At 48.2% G+C, this 16,192-nt stretch carries 13 protein-coding genes; 8 read left to right on the top strand and 5 right to left on the bottom strand.

The window, feature by feature from the left end; all coding sequences use genetic code 11:
- Window positions 1-275 precede the first annotated feature (275 nt).
- Complete coding sequence (locus A7K98_RS18250; protein WP_087489841.1) at window positions 276-665, bottom strand: tautomerase family protein; 390 nt, start codon at window positions 663-665, stop codon at window positions 276-278.
- A gap of 104 nt (window positions 666-769) precedes the next feature.
- On the opposite strand from A7K98_RS18250, the gene A7K98_RS18245 reads away from it, so the two are divergent.
- Window positions 770-1,693, top strand: coding sequence for a LysR family transcriptional regulator (locus A7K98_RS18245; protein WP_087490582.1), 924 nt, complete (start codon window positions 770-772; stop codon window positions 1,691-1,693).
- Between the two features lie 50 nt (window positions 1,694-1,743).
- Here A7K98_RS18245 and A7K98_RS18240 read toward each other — a convergent pair whose 3' ends face one another.
- Window positions 1,744-2,739, bottom strand: a complete 996-nt coding sequence (locus A7K98_RS18240) for an aldo/keto reductase (RefSeq protein ID WP_087489840.1) — start codon at window positions 2,737-2,739, stop codon at window positions 1,744-1,746.
- 105 nt (window positions 2,740-2,844) lie between these two features.
- Between A7K98_RS18240 and A7K98_RS18235 the strand changes: the two genes are divergently transcribed.
- Window positions 2,845-3,738, top strand: a complete 894-nt coding sequence (locus A7K98_RS18235; RefSeq protein ID WP_087489839.1) for a LysR family transcriptional regulator — start codon at window positions 2,845-2,847, stop codon at window positions 3,736-3,738.
- Between the two features lie 88 nt (window positions 3,739-3,826).
- Here the strand turns inward: A7K98_RS18235 and A7K98_RS18230 are convergent, their stop codons facing one another.
- Window positions 3,827-4,891, bottom strand: a complete 1,065-nt coding sequence (locus A7K98_RS18230) for an NAD(P)-dependent alcohol dehydrogenase (protein ID WP_087489838.1) — start codon at window positions 4,889-4,891, stop codon at window positions 3,827-3,829.
- A 192-nt stretch (window positions 4,892-5,083) separates the two neighbouring features.
- A complete protein-coding gene (gene uvrA / locus A7K98_RS18225; RefSeq protein WP_087489837.1) occupies window positions 5,084-7,915 on the bottom strand; it encodes an excinuclease ABC subunit UvrA in 2,832 nt (943 codons plus the stop codon).
- A gap of 465 nt (window positions 7,916-8,380) precedes the next feature.
- Between uvrA and A7K98_RS18220 the strand changes: the two genes are divergently transcribed.
- From A7K98_RS18220 to A7K98_RS18200, 5 genes are all read left to right on the top strand, one after another.
- Complete coding sequence (locus A7K98_RS18220; protein WP_087489836.1) at window positions 8,381-8,917, top strand: single-stranded DNA-binding protein; 537 nt, start codon at window positions 8,381-8,383, stop codon at window positions 8,915-8,917.
- A gap of 220 nt (window positions 8,918-9,137) precedes the next feature.
- Window positions 9,138-10,310: a tyrosine-type recombinase/integrase gene (locus A7K98_RS18215; protein ID WP_087489835.1), complete on the top strand. Its 1,173-nt coding sequence runs from the start codon at window positions 9,138-9,140 to the stop codon at window positions 10,308-10,310.
- A 5-nt stretch (window positions 10,311-10,315) separates the two neighbouring features.
- The gene (locus A7K98_RS18210) at window positions 10,316-11,899 is read left to right on the top strand and encodes a tyrosine-type recombinase/integrase (RefSeq protein ID WP_087489834.1); all 1,584 of its coding nucleotides are present in this window, start codon (window positions 10,316-10,318) and stop codon (window positions 11,897-11,899) included.
- Entirely contained in the window at window positions 11,892-13,901 is a 2,010-nt protein-coding gene (locus A7K98_RS18205; protein WP_087489833.1) for an integrase, read from the top strand. The genes A7K98_RS18210 and A7K98_RS18205 overlap by 8 nt, the downstream gene beginning before the upstream one ends.
- On the top strand, window positions 13,894-14,370 hold the full coding sequence (locus tag A7K98_RS18200) for a protein kinase (RefSeq protein WP_087489832.1): 477 nt from the start codon (window positions 13,894-13,896) through the stop codon (window positions 14,368-14,370). The genes A7K98_RS18205 and A7K98_RS18200 overlap by 8 nt, the downstream gene beginning before the upstream one ends.
- Window positions 14,371-14,523: 153 nt before the next feature.
- Here the strand turns inward: A7K98_RS18200 and A7K98_RS18195 are convergent.
- Window positions 14,524-15,635 (bottom strand): IS3 family transposase gene (locus A7K98_RS18195; protein WP_157666013.1). Its coding sequence is split into 2 segments (ribosomal slippage): window positions 14,524-15,374 and window positions 15,374-15,635, totalling 1,113 coding nucleotides; the frame shifts between segments, so codons are not numbered across the junction.
- A gap of 186 nt (window positions 15,636-15,821) precedes the next feature.
- Here A7K98_RS18195 and A7K98_RS21690 point away from each other — a divergent pair.
- Window positions 15,822-16,175: a helix-turn-helix transcriptional regulator gene (locus tag A7K98_RS21690; RefSeq protein WP_087489830.1), complete on the top strand. Its 354-nt coding sequence runs from the start codon at window positions 15,822-15,824 to the stop codon at window positions 16,173-16,175.
- Window positions 16,176-16,192: the final 17 nt, after the last annotated feature.

Here is a 16,192-nt window from a genome sequence, read left to right as displayed (position 1 = left end):
TAGCGGGGATCCTTCCCCAAAAATACAAGATATCAACGGGTAGTCGAACCCGCGAAAATGCTGTATTGCAGGCATCAGAGCGTGTAATAAACAGCAGATCAGGTTTTAAGGTGATGAGCTGATGACACAAACAGCTGACTGTGTTTACGAAGCATTTCGTTCAGTGTTACGGGAAGTACTGAAGGCATTATAGCGGGGGAGTGAGCGCAGAGAAATGATAAGCCGGTAAATTGCAGCAGCTTCCCTGATCTTTGCAGACCAGGGAGGCAGGGATCTTATAACGTTCCGGTCATATACTGTGCTTCGCCGTAGCCAAAGCTCCAGTCGCCTTTGTTATTACTGATAAAAGAGATCATCAGGTCATTGCCTTCAATCCCGCAAACGCGCTGGAATTCTTCTGCCAGGCGCTTCATAAATAATTGTTTTTGTTCATCGCTACGCGGGCTGGTAAATACCCGAACCATGACAAATTTTTCCGTGCGGCTGAATCCCAGTCCGGTATCCTGAAATACCATATTGCGGGCTTTGTTTTCCTGAACAATCTGATAACGATCCCGCTCCGGAACTTTAAATGCTTCCAGTACCACCTGATGTGCAGTATCCAGCAAAGTCTGGATATCATTTTCGCTACGACCTTCAATCATATCAAATTGTAATAATGGCATTATGCTGCTCCTGAGCCCGGGAAATTGTTGTTATTCTGTCGTGTAAACCGGTGCAGAAAAAGCGCTGACAGCGAATTGATTGTTTTTCTGAGTGAACAATAATGATGAAACAAAGCCATGCTGATGCATTGTGGAGCCATTTGCACTGGCTGAGGGTACTGGCCGAAAAAGGCAGTTTTACCCGTGCCGCTGAGCAGCTGGAAGTGAGCAAAGCGGCCATGAGCCAGAAGATAAAAGAGCTGGAATCGATAGCCGGCGTCGCGTTAGTTCAACGTACCACCCGGAGTGTACGCCTGACTTACGAGGGCCAAAAGCTGGTGGATGAGATACGCGAACCTTTTGAACAGATAGAACAAAGCTTTAATGCTCTGCGGGATGCCAGCGGACCATTGCGTGGAGTGGTGCGGGTCACGGCCCCGGTAGCTTTTGCCCGTCAACAATTAGTGGGACATATTCGCAGCTTTCTGCAGCAGTATCCGGAGGTTCTGATTCAGCTGGAAGTTTCAGACCAGTTAGTTTCACTCAGTAGTGAAGGATACGATCTGGCGGTGAGGCACAGTCATCGTTTGCCGGAAACCCATGTAGTGTTACCGCTCTGCAATACCAGAACTTTGTTGGTGGCAGCTCCGGATTATCTGGCTGCTCATGGAGTACCGGATGACCCCCGCCAGCTGGCAGAGCATAGCTGCCTTTACTATCCGCGCGGCAATGAACGACCGCAATGGCGGTTATCTCATCCACAAACCGGTGAAACCCGGTCGGTGGCAGTTAAGGGCGGGTTTGCGACCAATAACAGCGAGTCGATTCGTGATGCTGCCATCAGCGGGTTGGGGATAGCAATGCTGCCGGATTTCAGTGCCAGAGCGGCTCTGGAAAACGGAGAGTTAATCCCGGTGCTGGATGAGTGGCAGGTGGTGGGTGGATTTGCGGATAAAATATGGCTGGTCAGGCCGTATTCGGCACAGGTACCCCGTGCCGTTACGGTATTCAGCCACTGGCTGAGAGAAGGTTTTCAGAACAGCCGTTGAAATTCCCTGCCAGTGACTGGCTACCCGGGTTAGCTTTACCGGGCTGTGGCTTATTTCTGCCCCATTCTGGCAAACGCTTCCGGGTACCTTGCTCCGGCAATATTTTCCGGCCGGAAACTTTGTTCCAGGGCCTGTTTCTCGGCATCTGTCAGCAGTATCGCTGCCGCGGCCACATTCTGCTCAATGTACGGGATTTGTTTAGAGCCGGGGATTGGAATAATGTCTTCTCCCTGAGCCAGCACCCAGGCTAACGCTATCTGTGCCACAGTACAGCCTTTTTCTGCTGCAATCTGTTGGATGATCTTCAGCTGGCGCTGGTTAGCCTCTGCATTTTCTGCCTGAAATCGTGGTAGTGTTTTTCTGAAATCACCTTCCTGCAATTGTGCCGCGGAAGCGATAGTTCCGGTCAAAAATCCTCTGCCAAGCGGGCTGAAGGGTACGAACGTGATACCCAGTTCCCGACAGGTATCCAGTACTCCATTGGTTTCTACATCGCGAGTCCAGAGGGAATATTCACTCTGTAATGCGGCAATGGGATGGACTGCATGGGCGCGACGCAGAGTGTCCGCTGAGACCTCTGACAGGCCTATCATTCGTACTTTTCCTTCGGTAACCAGATCGGCCATAGCACCGATACTCTCTTCAATGGGTATCTGAGGATCGACCCGGTGCAAATAATAGAGGTCAATAACATCGGTTTGCAGGCGTTTCAGAGAAGCTTCGGCGACCGCTCTGGTATTTTCAGGGCTGCCATCAGTCCCGGTAATCTCACCAAAATCAGTACGCTGGCGATTAAATGTCAGGCCAAACTTAGTGGCAATCGTGACCTGATCCCGACAGGATTTCAGCGCATTACCCAGCAAAATTTCATTCCGATAGGGGCCATACACTTCAGCAGTGTCAAAAAAGGTGACCCCGAGCGCGACTGCATGCTGTAGTGCCTGCAGAGAGGCTTTATCATCAGTCGCGCCATAAGACTGGCTCATACCCATACAGCCCAGCCCGACAGCAGAGACCTGAGTGTTTCCCAGAGTGCGATAATTCATGATGTTTCCCTGTGATAATTATTGGTTGATTCACTCATCATAAGTCGCATTACTCTGTATGATAACCGCTACAATCATTATCAGGTCATTCTAAAATTTAGAACAATGGATCGAATTCAGCTTTCACAACTGGTGGTATTTGTTACCGTGGCTGGCACCGGTAGCTTCCGTGCCGCCGCGACACAACTGGGGATTGCACCCTCTGCGGTCAGCCATGCAGTTTCAAGCCTGGAAAGCAGCCTGGGTATCAGACTGCTGGCACGTACTACCCGTTCGACCCAACCCACCGAAGAAGGCTATCTGTTGCTATCGCGGGTCAACGGGCCGCTATCGGATATCGGTAATGCGCTGGCGGAAGTGCCGGATCTGACCGGCAAGCCGTGTGGACCATTGCGCCTGACTATGCCTTCTCTGGCAGCAGAGCAGCTGGTGGTACCACGTTTACCTGAGTTTATGGCGCGCTTTCCGCAGATTGAGCTGGATATTCGTACTGCCGATGGGTTTGAGGATATTGTGCAAAGTGGTTGCGATGCAGGGATCCGGCTGGGAGAAAACCTGGAAGCAGATATGATTGCAATCCCGTTGGACCGGCCTCGCCGTAGCCTGATTGTAGCCAGCCCGGCTTACTTTGCTGATCATCCTGAGCCCCGTCACCCCCGGGATTTGAGTGAGCATAACTGCATTCGTCGCCGTTTTCAGAGTGGCCGTGTTTACCGCTGGGAACTCACTCAGAATAGTCAGCCATTCAGTATTGAAGTCACAGGCAATCTGATTTTGCCTCAGCAATCTCTGATTCGCCAGGCGGCACTGGACGGTATCGGGCTGGCTTTCTTGTTTGAAGAGTCGGTGGCGGAGGATCTACGGGCAGGGCGGCTGAAATCAGTGATGGAGGCCTGGTGTCCGGAATTTAATGGCTTTTTCCTGTATTACCCGTCAAGACGACAGATGCGTCCTGCGTTGCGGGCCTTTATCGATTTTTATCGTTATCAGAATAAGTAAGCTGCAAGAGGTCCATGGATGGGGCGGAGGGTTGCAGAGAAATAAGTGATGGCGGCCGGAGCCGCCGCCATCGCTTGTGGTCAAACGATTATGCTGCCGCGCTATTTCGTAGTGTATTGATATCAATAACAAAACGATATTTTACATCGCTTTTCAGCATCCGCTCGTAAGCATCGTTGATCTGTGCAATATCAATCAGTTCAATGTCGGAAATGATATTGTGTTTACCACAGAAATCGAGCATTTCCTGAGTTTCAGCAATTCCGCCAATCAGAGAACCTGAAACACTGCGACGTTTGAAAATCAGGCTGGCAACACTGGGTGCCGGATGGTCATGTTCAGGAACGCCGACCAGAGTCATATTTCCGTCGCGTTTCAGCAGATTAATAAACGGGGTCAGATCGTGCTGGGCTGCAACAGTGTTCAGAATAAAATCGAAACTGTTGGTGTGTTTTGCCATCTGGTCCGGATCTTTAGACACGACCACTTCATCAGCACCCAGACGTTTACCATCGGCAATTTTAGACGGAGAAGTCGTAAACAGCACCACTTTGGCTCCCATCGCGTGAGCGATTTTCACTCCCATATGCCCAAGCCCGCCCAGTCCGACAATACCCACTTTCTGACCAGGACCGACTTTCCAGTGGCTCAGCGGAGAATAAGTGGTGATACCGGCACAGAGCAGCGGCGCGACGCCAGCCAGATCCAGATTTTCAGGAACCCGCAATACGAAATCTTCATGAACCACAACATCTGAGGCATAACCACCGAAGGTCACTTTGCCATCAAACCGGTCTTTACCGTTATAAGTGGACACAAATCCGTTTTCACAATACTGCTCCAGGCCATCCTGACAGCTTGGACAACTGCGACAGGAATCAACCATACAGCCGACACCAACAATATCACCGGTTTTAAATTTGGTGGTGGCGCTGCCGGTAGCAATAATACGGCCAACAATTTCGTGCCCCGGAACAACCGGGAAAACAGTGTTATGCCACTCATTGCGCGCCTGGTGAAGGTCAGAATGGCAGACTCCGCAAAACAAAACTTCAATCTGCACATCATGTTCGCGAAGCTGACGTGGCTGGTAGCTGAACGGAGCGAGAGGGGATTTTTCGTTCTGTGCGGCGTAAGCATGGATAATATTCATTATTTCTCCTGTCAGACAGACAACAAACACTCCCGCACGGGGATCGTGCGGGAGAGTGAACCTGAACTTCAGGATAGTCTCTGACAGGGAAAATAGGTATGCCTGATTGTCGCTGAATGTTGCCTGTTTCTGCAATTCAGAGAGAAACAGGCAAATCCAGCGGAGAAGGGAACTAAATATAACCTGATGAAATTATTTAGTTTTAAGCAACGGTTTCAGGAAGCGCGCAGTATGTGATTCTGCACATTCCACCACCGTTTCCGGCGTACCAGCGATCAGAATCTCTCCTCCGCCACTACCGCCTTCAGGGCCCAGATCGACAATCCAGTCAGCTGTTTTAATCACATCGAGGTTATGTTCAATCACCACGATGGTATTTCCCTGATCACGCAGTTGGTGCAGTACTGCCAGCAGTTGCTGAATATCGGCAAAGTGCAGACCGGTGGTCGGCTCATCCAGAATATACAGTGTCTGACCGGTGCCCCGTTTCGATAATTCACGAGCCAGTTTCACACGCTGTGCCTCACCGCCTGACAGGGTGGTGGCAGATTGCCCCAGACGAATATAGGACAACCCGACATCCATCAAAGTCTGCAGCTTACGTGATAACGCAGGGACAGCTTCAAAGAAATCACGGGCTTCTTCGATAGTCATTTCCAGTACTTCGTGGATATTCTTGCCTTTGTACTTCACTTCCAGGGTTTCACGGTTATAGCGTTTCCCCTTGCACTGATCACAGGGCACATAGATATCCGGCAGGAAGTGCATTTCAACTTTAATCACCCCGTCGCCCTGACAGGCTTCACAACGTCCTCCACGAACGTTAAAACTGAAGCGTCCCGGGGTGTAACCACGGGTACGTGCCTCAGGAACTCCGGCAAATAATTCTCGTACCGGAGTAAAGATACCGGTATAAGTCGCCGGGTTAGAACGCGGAGTACGTCCAATCGGGCTCTGGTCGATATCGATAACTTTGTCAAAATGCTCCAGGCCGTTGATATCACGGTAAGGCGCTGGCTCTGACAGCGTTGCACCATTTAACTGGCGCTGGGCAATCGGGAATAACGTATCGTTGATCAGTGTCGATTTACCTGAACCTGAAACTCCGGTAATACAGGTAAACAAGCCGACCGGTAAGGTCAGGGTGACATCTTTAAGGTTATTTCCCCGTGCACCGGTCAGTTTCAGCACTTTAGCCGGATCGCCTTTGACCCGCTCAGCCGGAACTTCAATTTTCCGTTTGCCACTCAGGAACTGGCCTGTCAGAGAGTTTTCGTTGGCCATAATGCTGTTAACATCACCCTCGGCCACCACCTGACCACCATGCACCCCGGCTCCCGGACCGATATCGATGACATGATCGGCGGCGCGGATAGCATCCTCGTCATGCTCGACCACAATCACGGTATTTCCCAGATTACGCAGATGAATCAGCGTACTCAGAAGACGTTCATTATCGCGCTGGTGCAGTCCAATGGACGGTTCATCCAGCACATACATCACGCCAACCAGTCCGGCCCCAATCTGGCTGGCCAGACGGATGCGCTGGGCTTCCCCACCGGACAGTGTTTCGGCTGAACGGGAGAGTGACAGATAATTCAGGCCGACATTCACCAGAAAACTGAGTCGTTCGCTGATCTCTTTCAGTACTTTCTCGGCAATCGCAGCCCGCTGGCCGGTCAGTTGCAGTGAGCCAAAAAATTCTGTCGCATGGCCGATACTCATTTCCGAAATCTGCGGCAGGGTAGTCTCAGCAACAAACACATTGCGAGCCTCTTTGCGCAGACGGGTGCCGTCACAGCTGGCACAGGAACGGTTGCTAATATATTTCGCCAACTCTTCGCGCACTGCATTGGATTCCGTTTCTTTGTAACGGCGCTCCATATTATGCAGCACACCTTCGAACGGATGACGACGCACCGAGGTGTCACCACGATCATTAACATACTTAAATTCGATGTTTTCTTTGCCCGAACCGTTGAGGATCACTTTCCGGATGTTATCGCTCAGGGTGTTGAATGGAGCTTCGATATCGAAATGGTAATGCTCGCTCAGTGAGCGCAGCATCTGGAAATAGTAGAAATTCCGTCGATCCCAGCCACGGATAGCTCCACCGGCCAGAGAGATCTCTTCGTTCTGGATCACCCGTTGCGGATCAAAAAACTGCTGCACGCCCAGGCCATCACAGGTCGGACAGGCACCGGCCGGGTTGTTAAAGGAAAACAGCCGCGGTTCCAGTTCGCGCATGCTGTAACCACAGACAGGGCAGGCAAAATTAGCTGAAAACAGTAGCTCTGGCACCGAACTGTCATCCATATCGGCGACAATCGCAGTTCCGCCGGACAGTTCCAGCGTAGTTTCGAACGACTCGGCCAGACGGGTGGCCAGATCATCACGAACTTTAAAACGATCGACCACCACTTCGATGGTGTGTTTTTTCTGTAATTCGAGTTTTGGCGGATCAGAGAGATCGCAGACTTCTCCGTCGATCCTTGCGCGGATATATCCCTGGGCTGCCAGGCCTTCCAGTGTTTTGCTGTGCTCACCTTTACGGTCTTTGATAATCGGAGCCAGCAGCATCAGGCGGTTGCCTTCAGGTTGTTGCAGGACCTGGTCAACCATCTGGCTGACGGTTTGTGCCGCCAGTGGAACACCGTGATCCGGGCAGCGTGGCTCACCAACGCGGGCAAACAGCAAACGCAGATAATCGTGAATTTCGGTAATAGTACCGACTGTCGAACGCGGGTTATGTGATGTCGATTTCTGTTCGATAGAAATAGCCGGAGACAGACCTTCGATATGATCGACATCCGGTTTTTCCATCAGTGATAAAAACTGACGGGCGTAAGCCGACAGCGATTCAACATACCGACGCTGACCTTCCGCATACAGCGTGTCGAAGGCCAGTGACGATTTACCTGAACCAGACAAACCCGTGACTACGACCAGCTTGTCACGGGGGATAATCAGATTGATGTTTTTCAGGTTATGGGTGCGGGCACCCCGTACTTCGATCTTATCCATTCACCTTTCCCGGATTATCAGCGTCGTCCATGCCTGCAGACGAGACATGGGGAGAATCAAACACACCATTATGGCATAAAAAATAAACTGATTAAATATCCAGTGGTTTACAGAAAAAGCGGTGCGGGGTTCCGATAGCACAAACAACACCAGGATACGAAAGCCGGGTAAGAGAGCAGTGTAGTGCTGTGGCGGTATCGTACCGGAACCCGGCTATCGTCTTAAGGGACAGGGGATTGTATTTTTTATTTTCGGCTTTCGGTGGGCGACAGAGTGACCGTTACATTGTGATTAAAAAGTGTGTCACTGGCACGGGGTTGAGGGCCATCACAAGCGTCTGTCTGTCGGAATTTACGGCCAGGAGGTCTGCAGATGGAAGCCGGTTCGAAAGTATCAATAACATCACGTGACGTGGTATGATTATCCGCTTAGACTCAGAGCAATTATTCTTCAGGAGAGACCTATATGGCCAGTCGCGGCGTAAACAAAGTAATTCTTGTCGGGAATCTGGGGCAGGACCCGGAAATCCGTTATATGCCAAATGGTGGTGCGGTTGCCAACATTACACTGGCCACGTCGGAAAGCTGGCGTGATAAGCAGACTGGTGAGAACAAAGAGATCACCGAATGGCACCGTGTGGTTCTGTTCGGCAAACTGGCCGAAGTTGCCGGTGAATATCTGCGTAAAGGTTCTCAGGTATATATCGAAGGTCAGCTGCGTACCCGCAAATGGCAGGATCAGGGTGGACAGGATCGTTACACTACCGAAGTTGTGGTTAACGTAGGTGGCACCATGCAAATGCTGGGCGGCCGTCAGCAGGGTGGTAACGGCGGCGCTCCGGCTGGCGGACAGAACAACAATGGCTGGGGCCAGCCACAGCAGCCTCAGGGCGGCAACCAGTTCAGCGGCGGCGGCAGTGCTCCGGCAGCACGCCCTCAGCAGAACAGTGCACCGGCCAGCAGCGAACCACCAATGGATTTCGATGACGATATCCCGTTCTGAATGACATATATTTAAGATTGTTAAGTAAATTTCAAACTGGTTTATTTAACTAGTTGGTTTTACTGGCTATAAATGGAAAACATAACCCTTTTAATGTGTAAACATTAGAAGGGTTTTTTTGTTTATAGTCCACCCCTGTAACCTTAAAAAATCGTACAATTTAAAAATTGTAAACTTAGAAGTCTTTGGCTATTCTTGTTTTGTCAATGAGGGTGGTGCAATGAAAATAGAGCTAGTCACACATAAGACGGGTGAGCAGATACCAATAATGCTGGATGCTTCTGGTATGCCAGTAGTTTTGCCCAATGAGTTTATCCTAGCCAGACGATCCCTCAGTACCAACACATTGGTTCGGAATTTGAGAGAGCTGTCAGTGCTCTATCGTTGGCTGGATAAATCAAGTTGTGATCTATCTGCGAAATTACTGGCTCAAAACTCATTCAACGAAGCTGAATTAAAAGGTGGTATGGTCGAAGCTTTAAGAATCGATCAGTCCAATGGACGTATAAGTGCCGTAGCGCCTAATACCTTTAATCAACGGCTAACAACTATCCGGCAATTTATCAGTTGGTGCATGGACGTACTGACTAGTCAGTTGCCCCTATCTTCCTTGGACTATGAGCGTTTAAGGGAGAGGAAGTCATTTTTGCTCAATACGTTGGATGGTAGCTTTATGTCTGCCACACCAATGAGAAAGAGTCTTCGAAAGGGCCTAAATGAGGCTGAAGTTGATTTCTTACTTGAGGTATTGCACCCCGAAACTGAGCAGGGTTTTGGACGAGATTCTGCTGTAAAGTTTAGAAATTATGTATCTGTTGGGCTGATGCTATTTTGTGGTTTAAGGCCTGGTGAGCTGCTTAGCCTCAGGGTAGAAGATATTCAGGTTGGTGCGATTTCGGCGATAAAGGTTGAACGTAGACCAGCGGATCCGCTAGATGTAAGGCGACCCAGGCCTCAAATAAAGCGTAATGGTCGAGTCATTCCGATTGAAAATAAGCAATTTGCATTTGCTTTGAATGAGTACATTGTTACTTGGCGTGAAGTGCTTGAAAGTAAAAGCCAAGACGAATCAGATTATTTAATCTTGAGTGATGAGGGGGCGCCTTTATCACAATCCTCAATTACACAGTTTTTTCAATTGTTGCGATCGCAATACGCTGACCATCTTCCTGACAACTTAACGGCCAAGTCTCTTAGGCATACATTTTCATCTCGGCTTGAGCGGGTGTTGCGTGCTTCAGGAATGGATGAACAGCGCAGAAGAGAAGCGCTGGCCTTGCTGCGTGGCGATAGTAGTTTGGAATCGCAAGATACTTACATAGCCCAAGAAGTAGAAGAGCAGGCAATCAAGTCGTTGAAGCGTTACCAGGCTGAAATAATGTCAGAGAGGTAGCCGGAGTGAACACAAGATTATCGAAAACACAGGCCGTCGGGCAGTTTTGGTCTGAGATAGAGATATTAATTACCCGTGAAGGAAAGGAAGTTGATATATCCGGTGATATTTGGAGGTTGCCGTATTCAACGCGGGATAATTCAACCCTGAATTTCACTAAGATCATTAACTCCGAAATCAGAGAATCGTTCAAAGGTCATGTTGCCGACCGACTTAAGCGAATATCTACCCACGCGGGCTATGCAGCGTATCAGGATGTCTGGAGAGAGGTGCTGAGACATTGGGATAACCCAGCACCTCAAATTGATACAGAGTCGCACTTAATAGACCTGTTTGAAATTGCTATCAATCGTGCTCGTTCACAAAAAAGGTTATGGGCAATGTACAGGCCCATACAATGGTACATCTGGAACGCGGACAATAATCCAGAATATGGCTTTTCGGAAATTTATGCACAAGAACTCGAGGCCTTAGAGTTACCAGGGAACCCGAAAGGTGAAGCTGTTCGGATGGAAGATCCCGAAAGTGGTCCTCTGCACAAGTCTCTTGAACTACCTCTCTTAGTCAATGCACTTAAGTCGGATGAGGGGCGATCATTAGAACATTTGCATCAGAGGGTTGTGGTTGCTCTTTCCATAGCAATTGGTCGTAACCCGGCTAACCTAACATTTCTGCGTGAGTCTGATTTTGAACGGCTGGCTCCCGGAGGTGAGGACCCGTGCTACATCATTCGGATGCCGAGAATTAAAAAGCGATTTGTGAATCCAAGAGACGATCTTTTGGCTGAATATCTCGATCCACACTTTGGCGTCATGATCGAGCAGTTGATAGAAATCAGTAAGTTGGTGCCGTTGAGCTTTGCAGATAGGGCCTTTGTTAATCCGGAAGAGCGACCATTGCTAATTAATATGAATGGAAATAAAGCGGCCATTTTATCCAAAGATCTTGATAACGCATTTAATCTGACAAGCAGCGATATATCACGTTTACTCAGTGCGTTCGTAAAACGCCACAATATTATCTCACCGCTCACTGGTGAATTAATGCGCGTTACTCCAAGGCGGCTGCGCTACACCTTAGCAACAGGCTTGGCTGCAGAAGGAATCAGTAAGCGTGAGCTGGCCAGAATACTGGATCATACTGATACCCAGCACGTGAATGTCTATTTTGAGATGGCAGCCAGAATAGTTGAACACCTTGATAAGGCAATAGCGAAAGGATTCTCAAAGTACCTTAATTTTTTCAGAGGTAGATTAATCAATAGTGATGAAGACGCTATCAATGGTGAGCGAGATGACAAGCATCTAATGTTTTTCGATGAGCAAAACCCTGCTGATCAGGCTGATATTGGCGTGTGTGGCGAATCCAGTGTTTGCCACCTTGATCCACCTTACTCATGTTATTTGTGTCCCAAATTTCAGCCTTATCAGCACGCTAACCACGAGCATGTACTGGAATGCTTGCTGAATGGTCGTGAAGAGCGTTTAAAAAAGTACGAGAATGCGCGACTGGGCATACAGCTTGATGAGGTGATCGCAGCGGTCGCACAAGTAGCTAAACTCTGTGAAGAAGGGGGGCACAATGTCTGATGGTCGCTCTAATCGCAAGACTAAGGTCGTCCCTTTCGTCGATCGTCTTGAGCGTGACAGGAATGAAAACCTCAAATCTTTAGTCAGCAAAGCAAAGCTAATGAAGCTAGTAGGGTTTGAGTCGGTTGTTTGGGATGACCCCGAGTGGCAAGTCGAAGCAGGTCGCCTGGTCAAGTTGACTGGTAAAAACACGAAATCAGCGTCTTTTGGTTTTTCGCTATCCCCGAAGCTAGGCGCTGAGTCACTAGACGGTTGCTGGGAGCTGGCTGCCAAAGCGCTATTCGTTCTCAGGTTCCACAGAAAGCATCAATCAACACCCAATCAGCGTAATTTCATTACCGCTATTGGATATGTTTCATTTGCTGCGAAACAGATCGGTCAAGAGCTGGCCAGACTGACGCCAGAGTCGCTGGATAATGCGTGCGTGCTAATTTCGAAACACTACAGTGATACTACCGCCTATAACCTACACAAGCATGTTGCAGAGTTCGCGGCACACTGTGATGCCAATGGCTTATGCAGAGTTTTATTACAGTACAAATACGCCAAAATGAAGCGTCCTGCTAGTACCGGAGGTATAAGCCATAAAAGGTTAGATGATCCTGTGGTTCTGGAGACGAAGTCGGACAAGCTAGTCGATCCCGCGGTGTTTCGAGTCATTGGCGAACTTTACTCAAAGGTTCCCAAAGATCATAAGTATCGTTTCTATATTCTGATGTTGACGTTACTTGTTTGTACAGGAAGGCGATTCAGTGAGATTTCACTTCTACCCAATCAGCAATTGTCTTTTGATGATGAAGGTAACCGCTATATCGAATACTTCCCGCGAAAAGCAAGTCGTGGAGATGCTTTCACTCCAAAGCGCAGGCTTTATTTACCGTCCGAAGTGACTCTCATCGTCAGAGATGTGCTCGTCGAGTTAGAGGAAATCACATATCAAGCGCGTTCAACAGCGGAAGAAATGCACAAAGTTGGTGGGCCTGACATTAGGTTTTTGGATACCATACAGGAAGGTGAAAAGCTATATGCGGCTGATTTAAAAGAATTGGGGATCAGTCATACTGTTTTGGGGGCTACTGGCTGGCTCAGGAAGCGAAACCTCACGTGGCCAGATCATAGTGCGTTAACTAAGCGGGGAATTAAGCCTGCAAACCCGATATTTTTCACTTATAAAAGTGGATTGGTTGAATACTGTTGCCGTAATTGCTCGGAAGAATATCTATCGGCTTTCCATACGGACCAATTTGGAAAAGAATACTATCTACAAGATCTTTTATTCATTCGACCACTTGGGCTTTCTAGTGGGAGCTATGCTCATTGGATGGCCACAAGCTGTACTCAGTCCATGTTTACTACCTTTCTCCGCTATTTCCCTGAGCTTGCCGCTGAATATGCATCCAGCCGTATCGAGGTAGATTTTACCAGTCATCATTTCCGTCACACGCTCAATACCCTGCTTGATGAAGGTGGATTAAGTGATCTACTGCAAACCGAATGGTTTGGTCGAACCAACCCAAGAGACACCAAAGCCTATCAGCATACATCCCGTGAAAAACGTGCACTGATGCTCCGTGAAGATATCAAAAAAGGCTTGGTTGGTGGTCTGTTAGTTGAGCAAATCAAAGTAATTCCGTTAGAAGTACAGGACGCTATTCTGAAAGCGCGAATTCAGGCAGTACATGATGTTGGTACGGGTATCTGTATCCACAATTTCTCACAAACACCCTGCGAGCGGCATTTGCAATGTTCGGCAGATTGCAAAGACTATGTGTGGGTAAAAGATGATAAGGGGCGATTGGATGATCAAAAGCGCCAATACGCAATGGCCGCGCTAGCCAGAAAAAATGCTGAGAAACAATTAATTAGCAACAAGCCCAAAAAGAGCGCAGATTGGTTAGCTCATAACGATAAAAAACTCAAAACTCTGGCTGTGCAACTGGCTGATAACGGGGTGGAACACTTTGATCCCGAAAAATATTTAAACGAGGTAGAGCATGGTTAATCGCTTCAGGAGAATGTCCGACAGTGACATCAATGCAATAGTTACCGATTTGGACCGCTGGGCACTCGGCGAGCTTGGGGCAAAACTCACTTGGGCTGCGTTGGAAGAGCGTTTTGGCTTTAGTCGTCAGTCGCTTCAGGCCAAGTCCGAAATTAAAGCCGCTTACGACAACGCCAAACGGTCACTATCGGGTGGCTTGGTGAAAACTAAAGATCAGGCAACTAAAGAGGCGAAAGAACTTCAGATAGAGGTGGATCGCCTCAAAGCCGAGCTAGAGGCCTACAAGCGAAAGGAAGAACAATGGCTACGCCGCTGGCAGCAGATCGCTTTCCATGTGCGGCAGAAAGGCATGCAAATGGACAGCGTTGATAAAATTCTACCGGAAGGCGTGGAGATACCTTCTCATAGAGATACAGCTCAAATTTTGCGACCGTTTGATAAGGAAATCCCACCTTCTGGGAAAGGATAAGCAATGATAAAAATTGACTAAGAAATCGTGTGTTTCAAGATATGGATTTTGAACTCATTTTAAGACCATCCTTTACCATGATTAAGCATTAAATTTCAGATGTTTATTGTAGATTTGGCACTAGCCCTCAGCTACAGTGTAAGCATACCTGTTTTAGTTCCAGACACTTTTTGAGGTTTCCGGTTTTTCAGCCATCAACCGGTATTCTTCCGGCGTCAGGTTATTCAGGGATTCATGAGGTCGCTCGCGGTTATATTCTGTCAGCCAGCGCTCTGTAATTTCCCGTACTTCATTCAGTGTTCTGAACAGATAAAAATCCAGTATTTCAGTCCTGTATGTCCGGTTAAATCGTTCAATAAAAGCATTCTGAGTGGGTTTTCCGGGCTGAATGAACTCCAGTTGCACACCGTGATCTTCAGCCCACTGGGACAGTATCAGTGAGATAAATTCCGGTCCGCTATCCATCCTCAGTTTCAGCGGATAGCCACGGTGAGCAACAATTCGATCCAATACTCTGATGACCCGCTGAGCAGGAATATTCAGGTCAATCTCTATGGCCAGTGCTTCACGGTTAAAGTCATCCACCACATTGAATGTCCGGAAACGTCTGCCACTGACCAGAGCATCGTGCATAAAATAAACCGACCAGCTCTGGTTTATTGCCTCTGGTGTCGCCAGCCGCGCCGGATTACGTACCGGCAAACGCTGTTTTCCTTTGCGTCTGAAATTCAGTTTCAGCAGGCAGTAAATCCGGTGAACCCGCTTATGGTTCCAGACATGGCCCTGCCGGCGAATGATCTGAAAAAGCTTCTTAAAACCGTATCGCGGATAGCGCTCAGCGAGTTCTGTGAGGGCTTCAATGACAACGTCATTACGCCGTGTATCCGGTTTGTAGAAAAATACCGTCCTGCTCAGTGATAATGTCCTGCATGCCTGACGTGTGCTCATTGTAAACTGCGAGATCAGATAATGGGCGAGCTCACGCTTTATCACTGGTTTTAAAGCTTTTTTTCGATAACGTCTTTCAGTGCACGGTTCTCAAGACTCAGATCAGCGAACATCTGTTTAAGACGCCGGTTTTCGTCTTCCAGGTCTTTGATTTTGCGGATATCAGAAGCTTCCATTCCGCCATATTTCGCTTTCCAGTTGTAATAGCTGGCTTCTGAAATTGCGGCCTCGCGGCAGACATCCTTCACCGTTCGGCCGGCTTCAACAGACTTCAGAACGGCGATAATCTGGTGTTCAGTAAATCGGGCTTTACGCATAGCGATCTCCTTCAGGGAACATATTCAGTATGTCCGAAGATCTCTAAAAGTGAATGGTTCTTTTGGCAGGGATACTTACACATCCTTGCGGGATAAATAATCTGATTGTCAAGTTAATTAGTATTAACCCAGTCAATAAGGAAGTTGTATTAATCTGTAGATAATCATTTTTTACTAGGTATTACTATGCATCGGCCAACCAATATTTATTCCAGTGTTATAGACGATCTCATTGTATGGATAGAGCATAATCTTAGCGATGATCTTTCCATTAAAAGTGTAGCTAGTCGTGCCGGTTACTCTCGTTGGTATCTCCAGCGAATTTTCAAAGAATACATGGATATTTCTCTTGCTACCTATATTCGTCATCGGAGATTGGAAATGGCAAAATTAGATATTGTAGAGAATAGATATAAAATACTAGACGTTGCTATCAAATATGGTTATAGCAGTCAACAGGAATTCACGCGTGTATTCAAGCGAATTACTGGTTACCCCCCAGCCGAATACCGAAGAATTATCCTTGAAAAAAATTTATAATTGATAAAATCGCATTT

The sequence above is a fragment of the Tatumella citrea genome, from assembly GCF_002163585.1.
Classification (GTDB): Bacteria; Pseudomonadota; Gammaproteobacteria; order Enterobacterales; family Enterobacteriaceae; genus Tatumella; species Tatumella citrea.
This window is presented reverse-complemented; position numbering and strand designations above follow the sequence as displayed.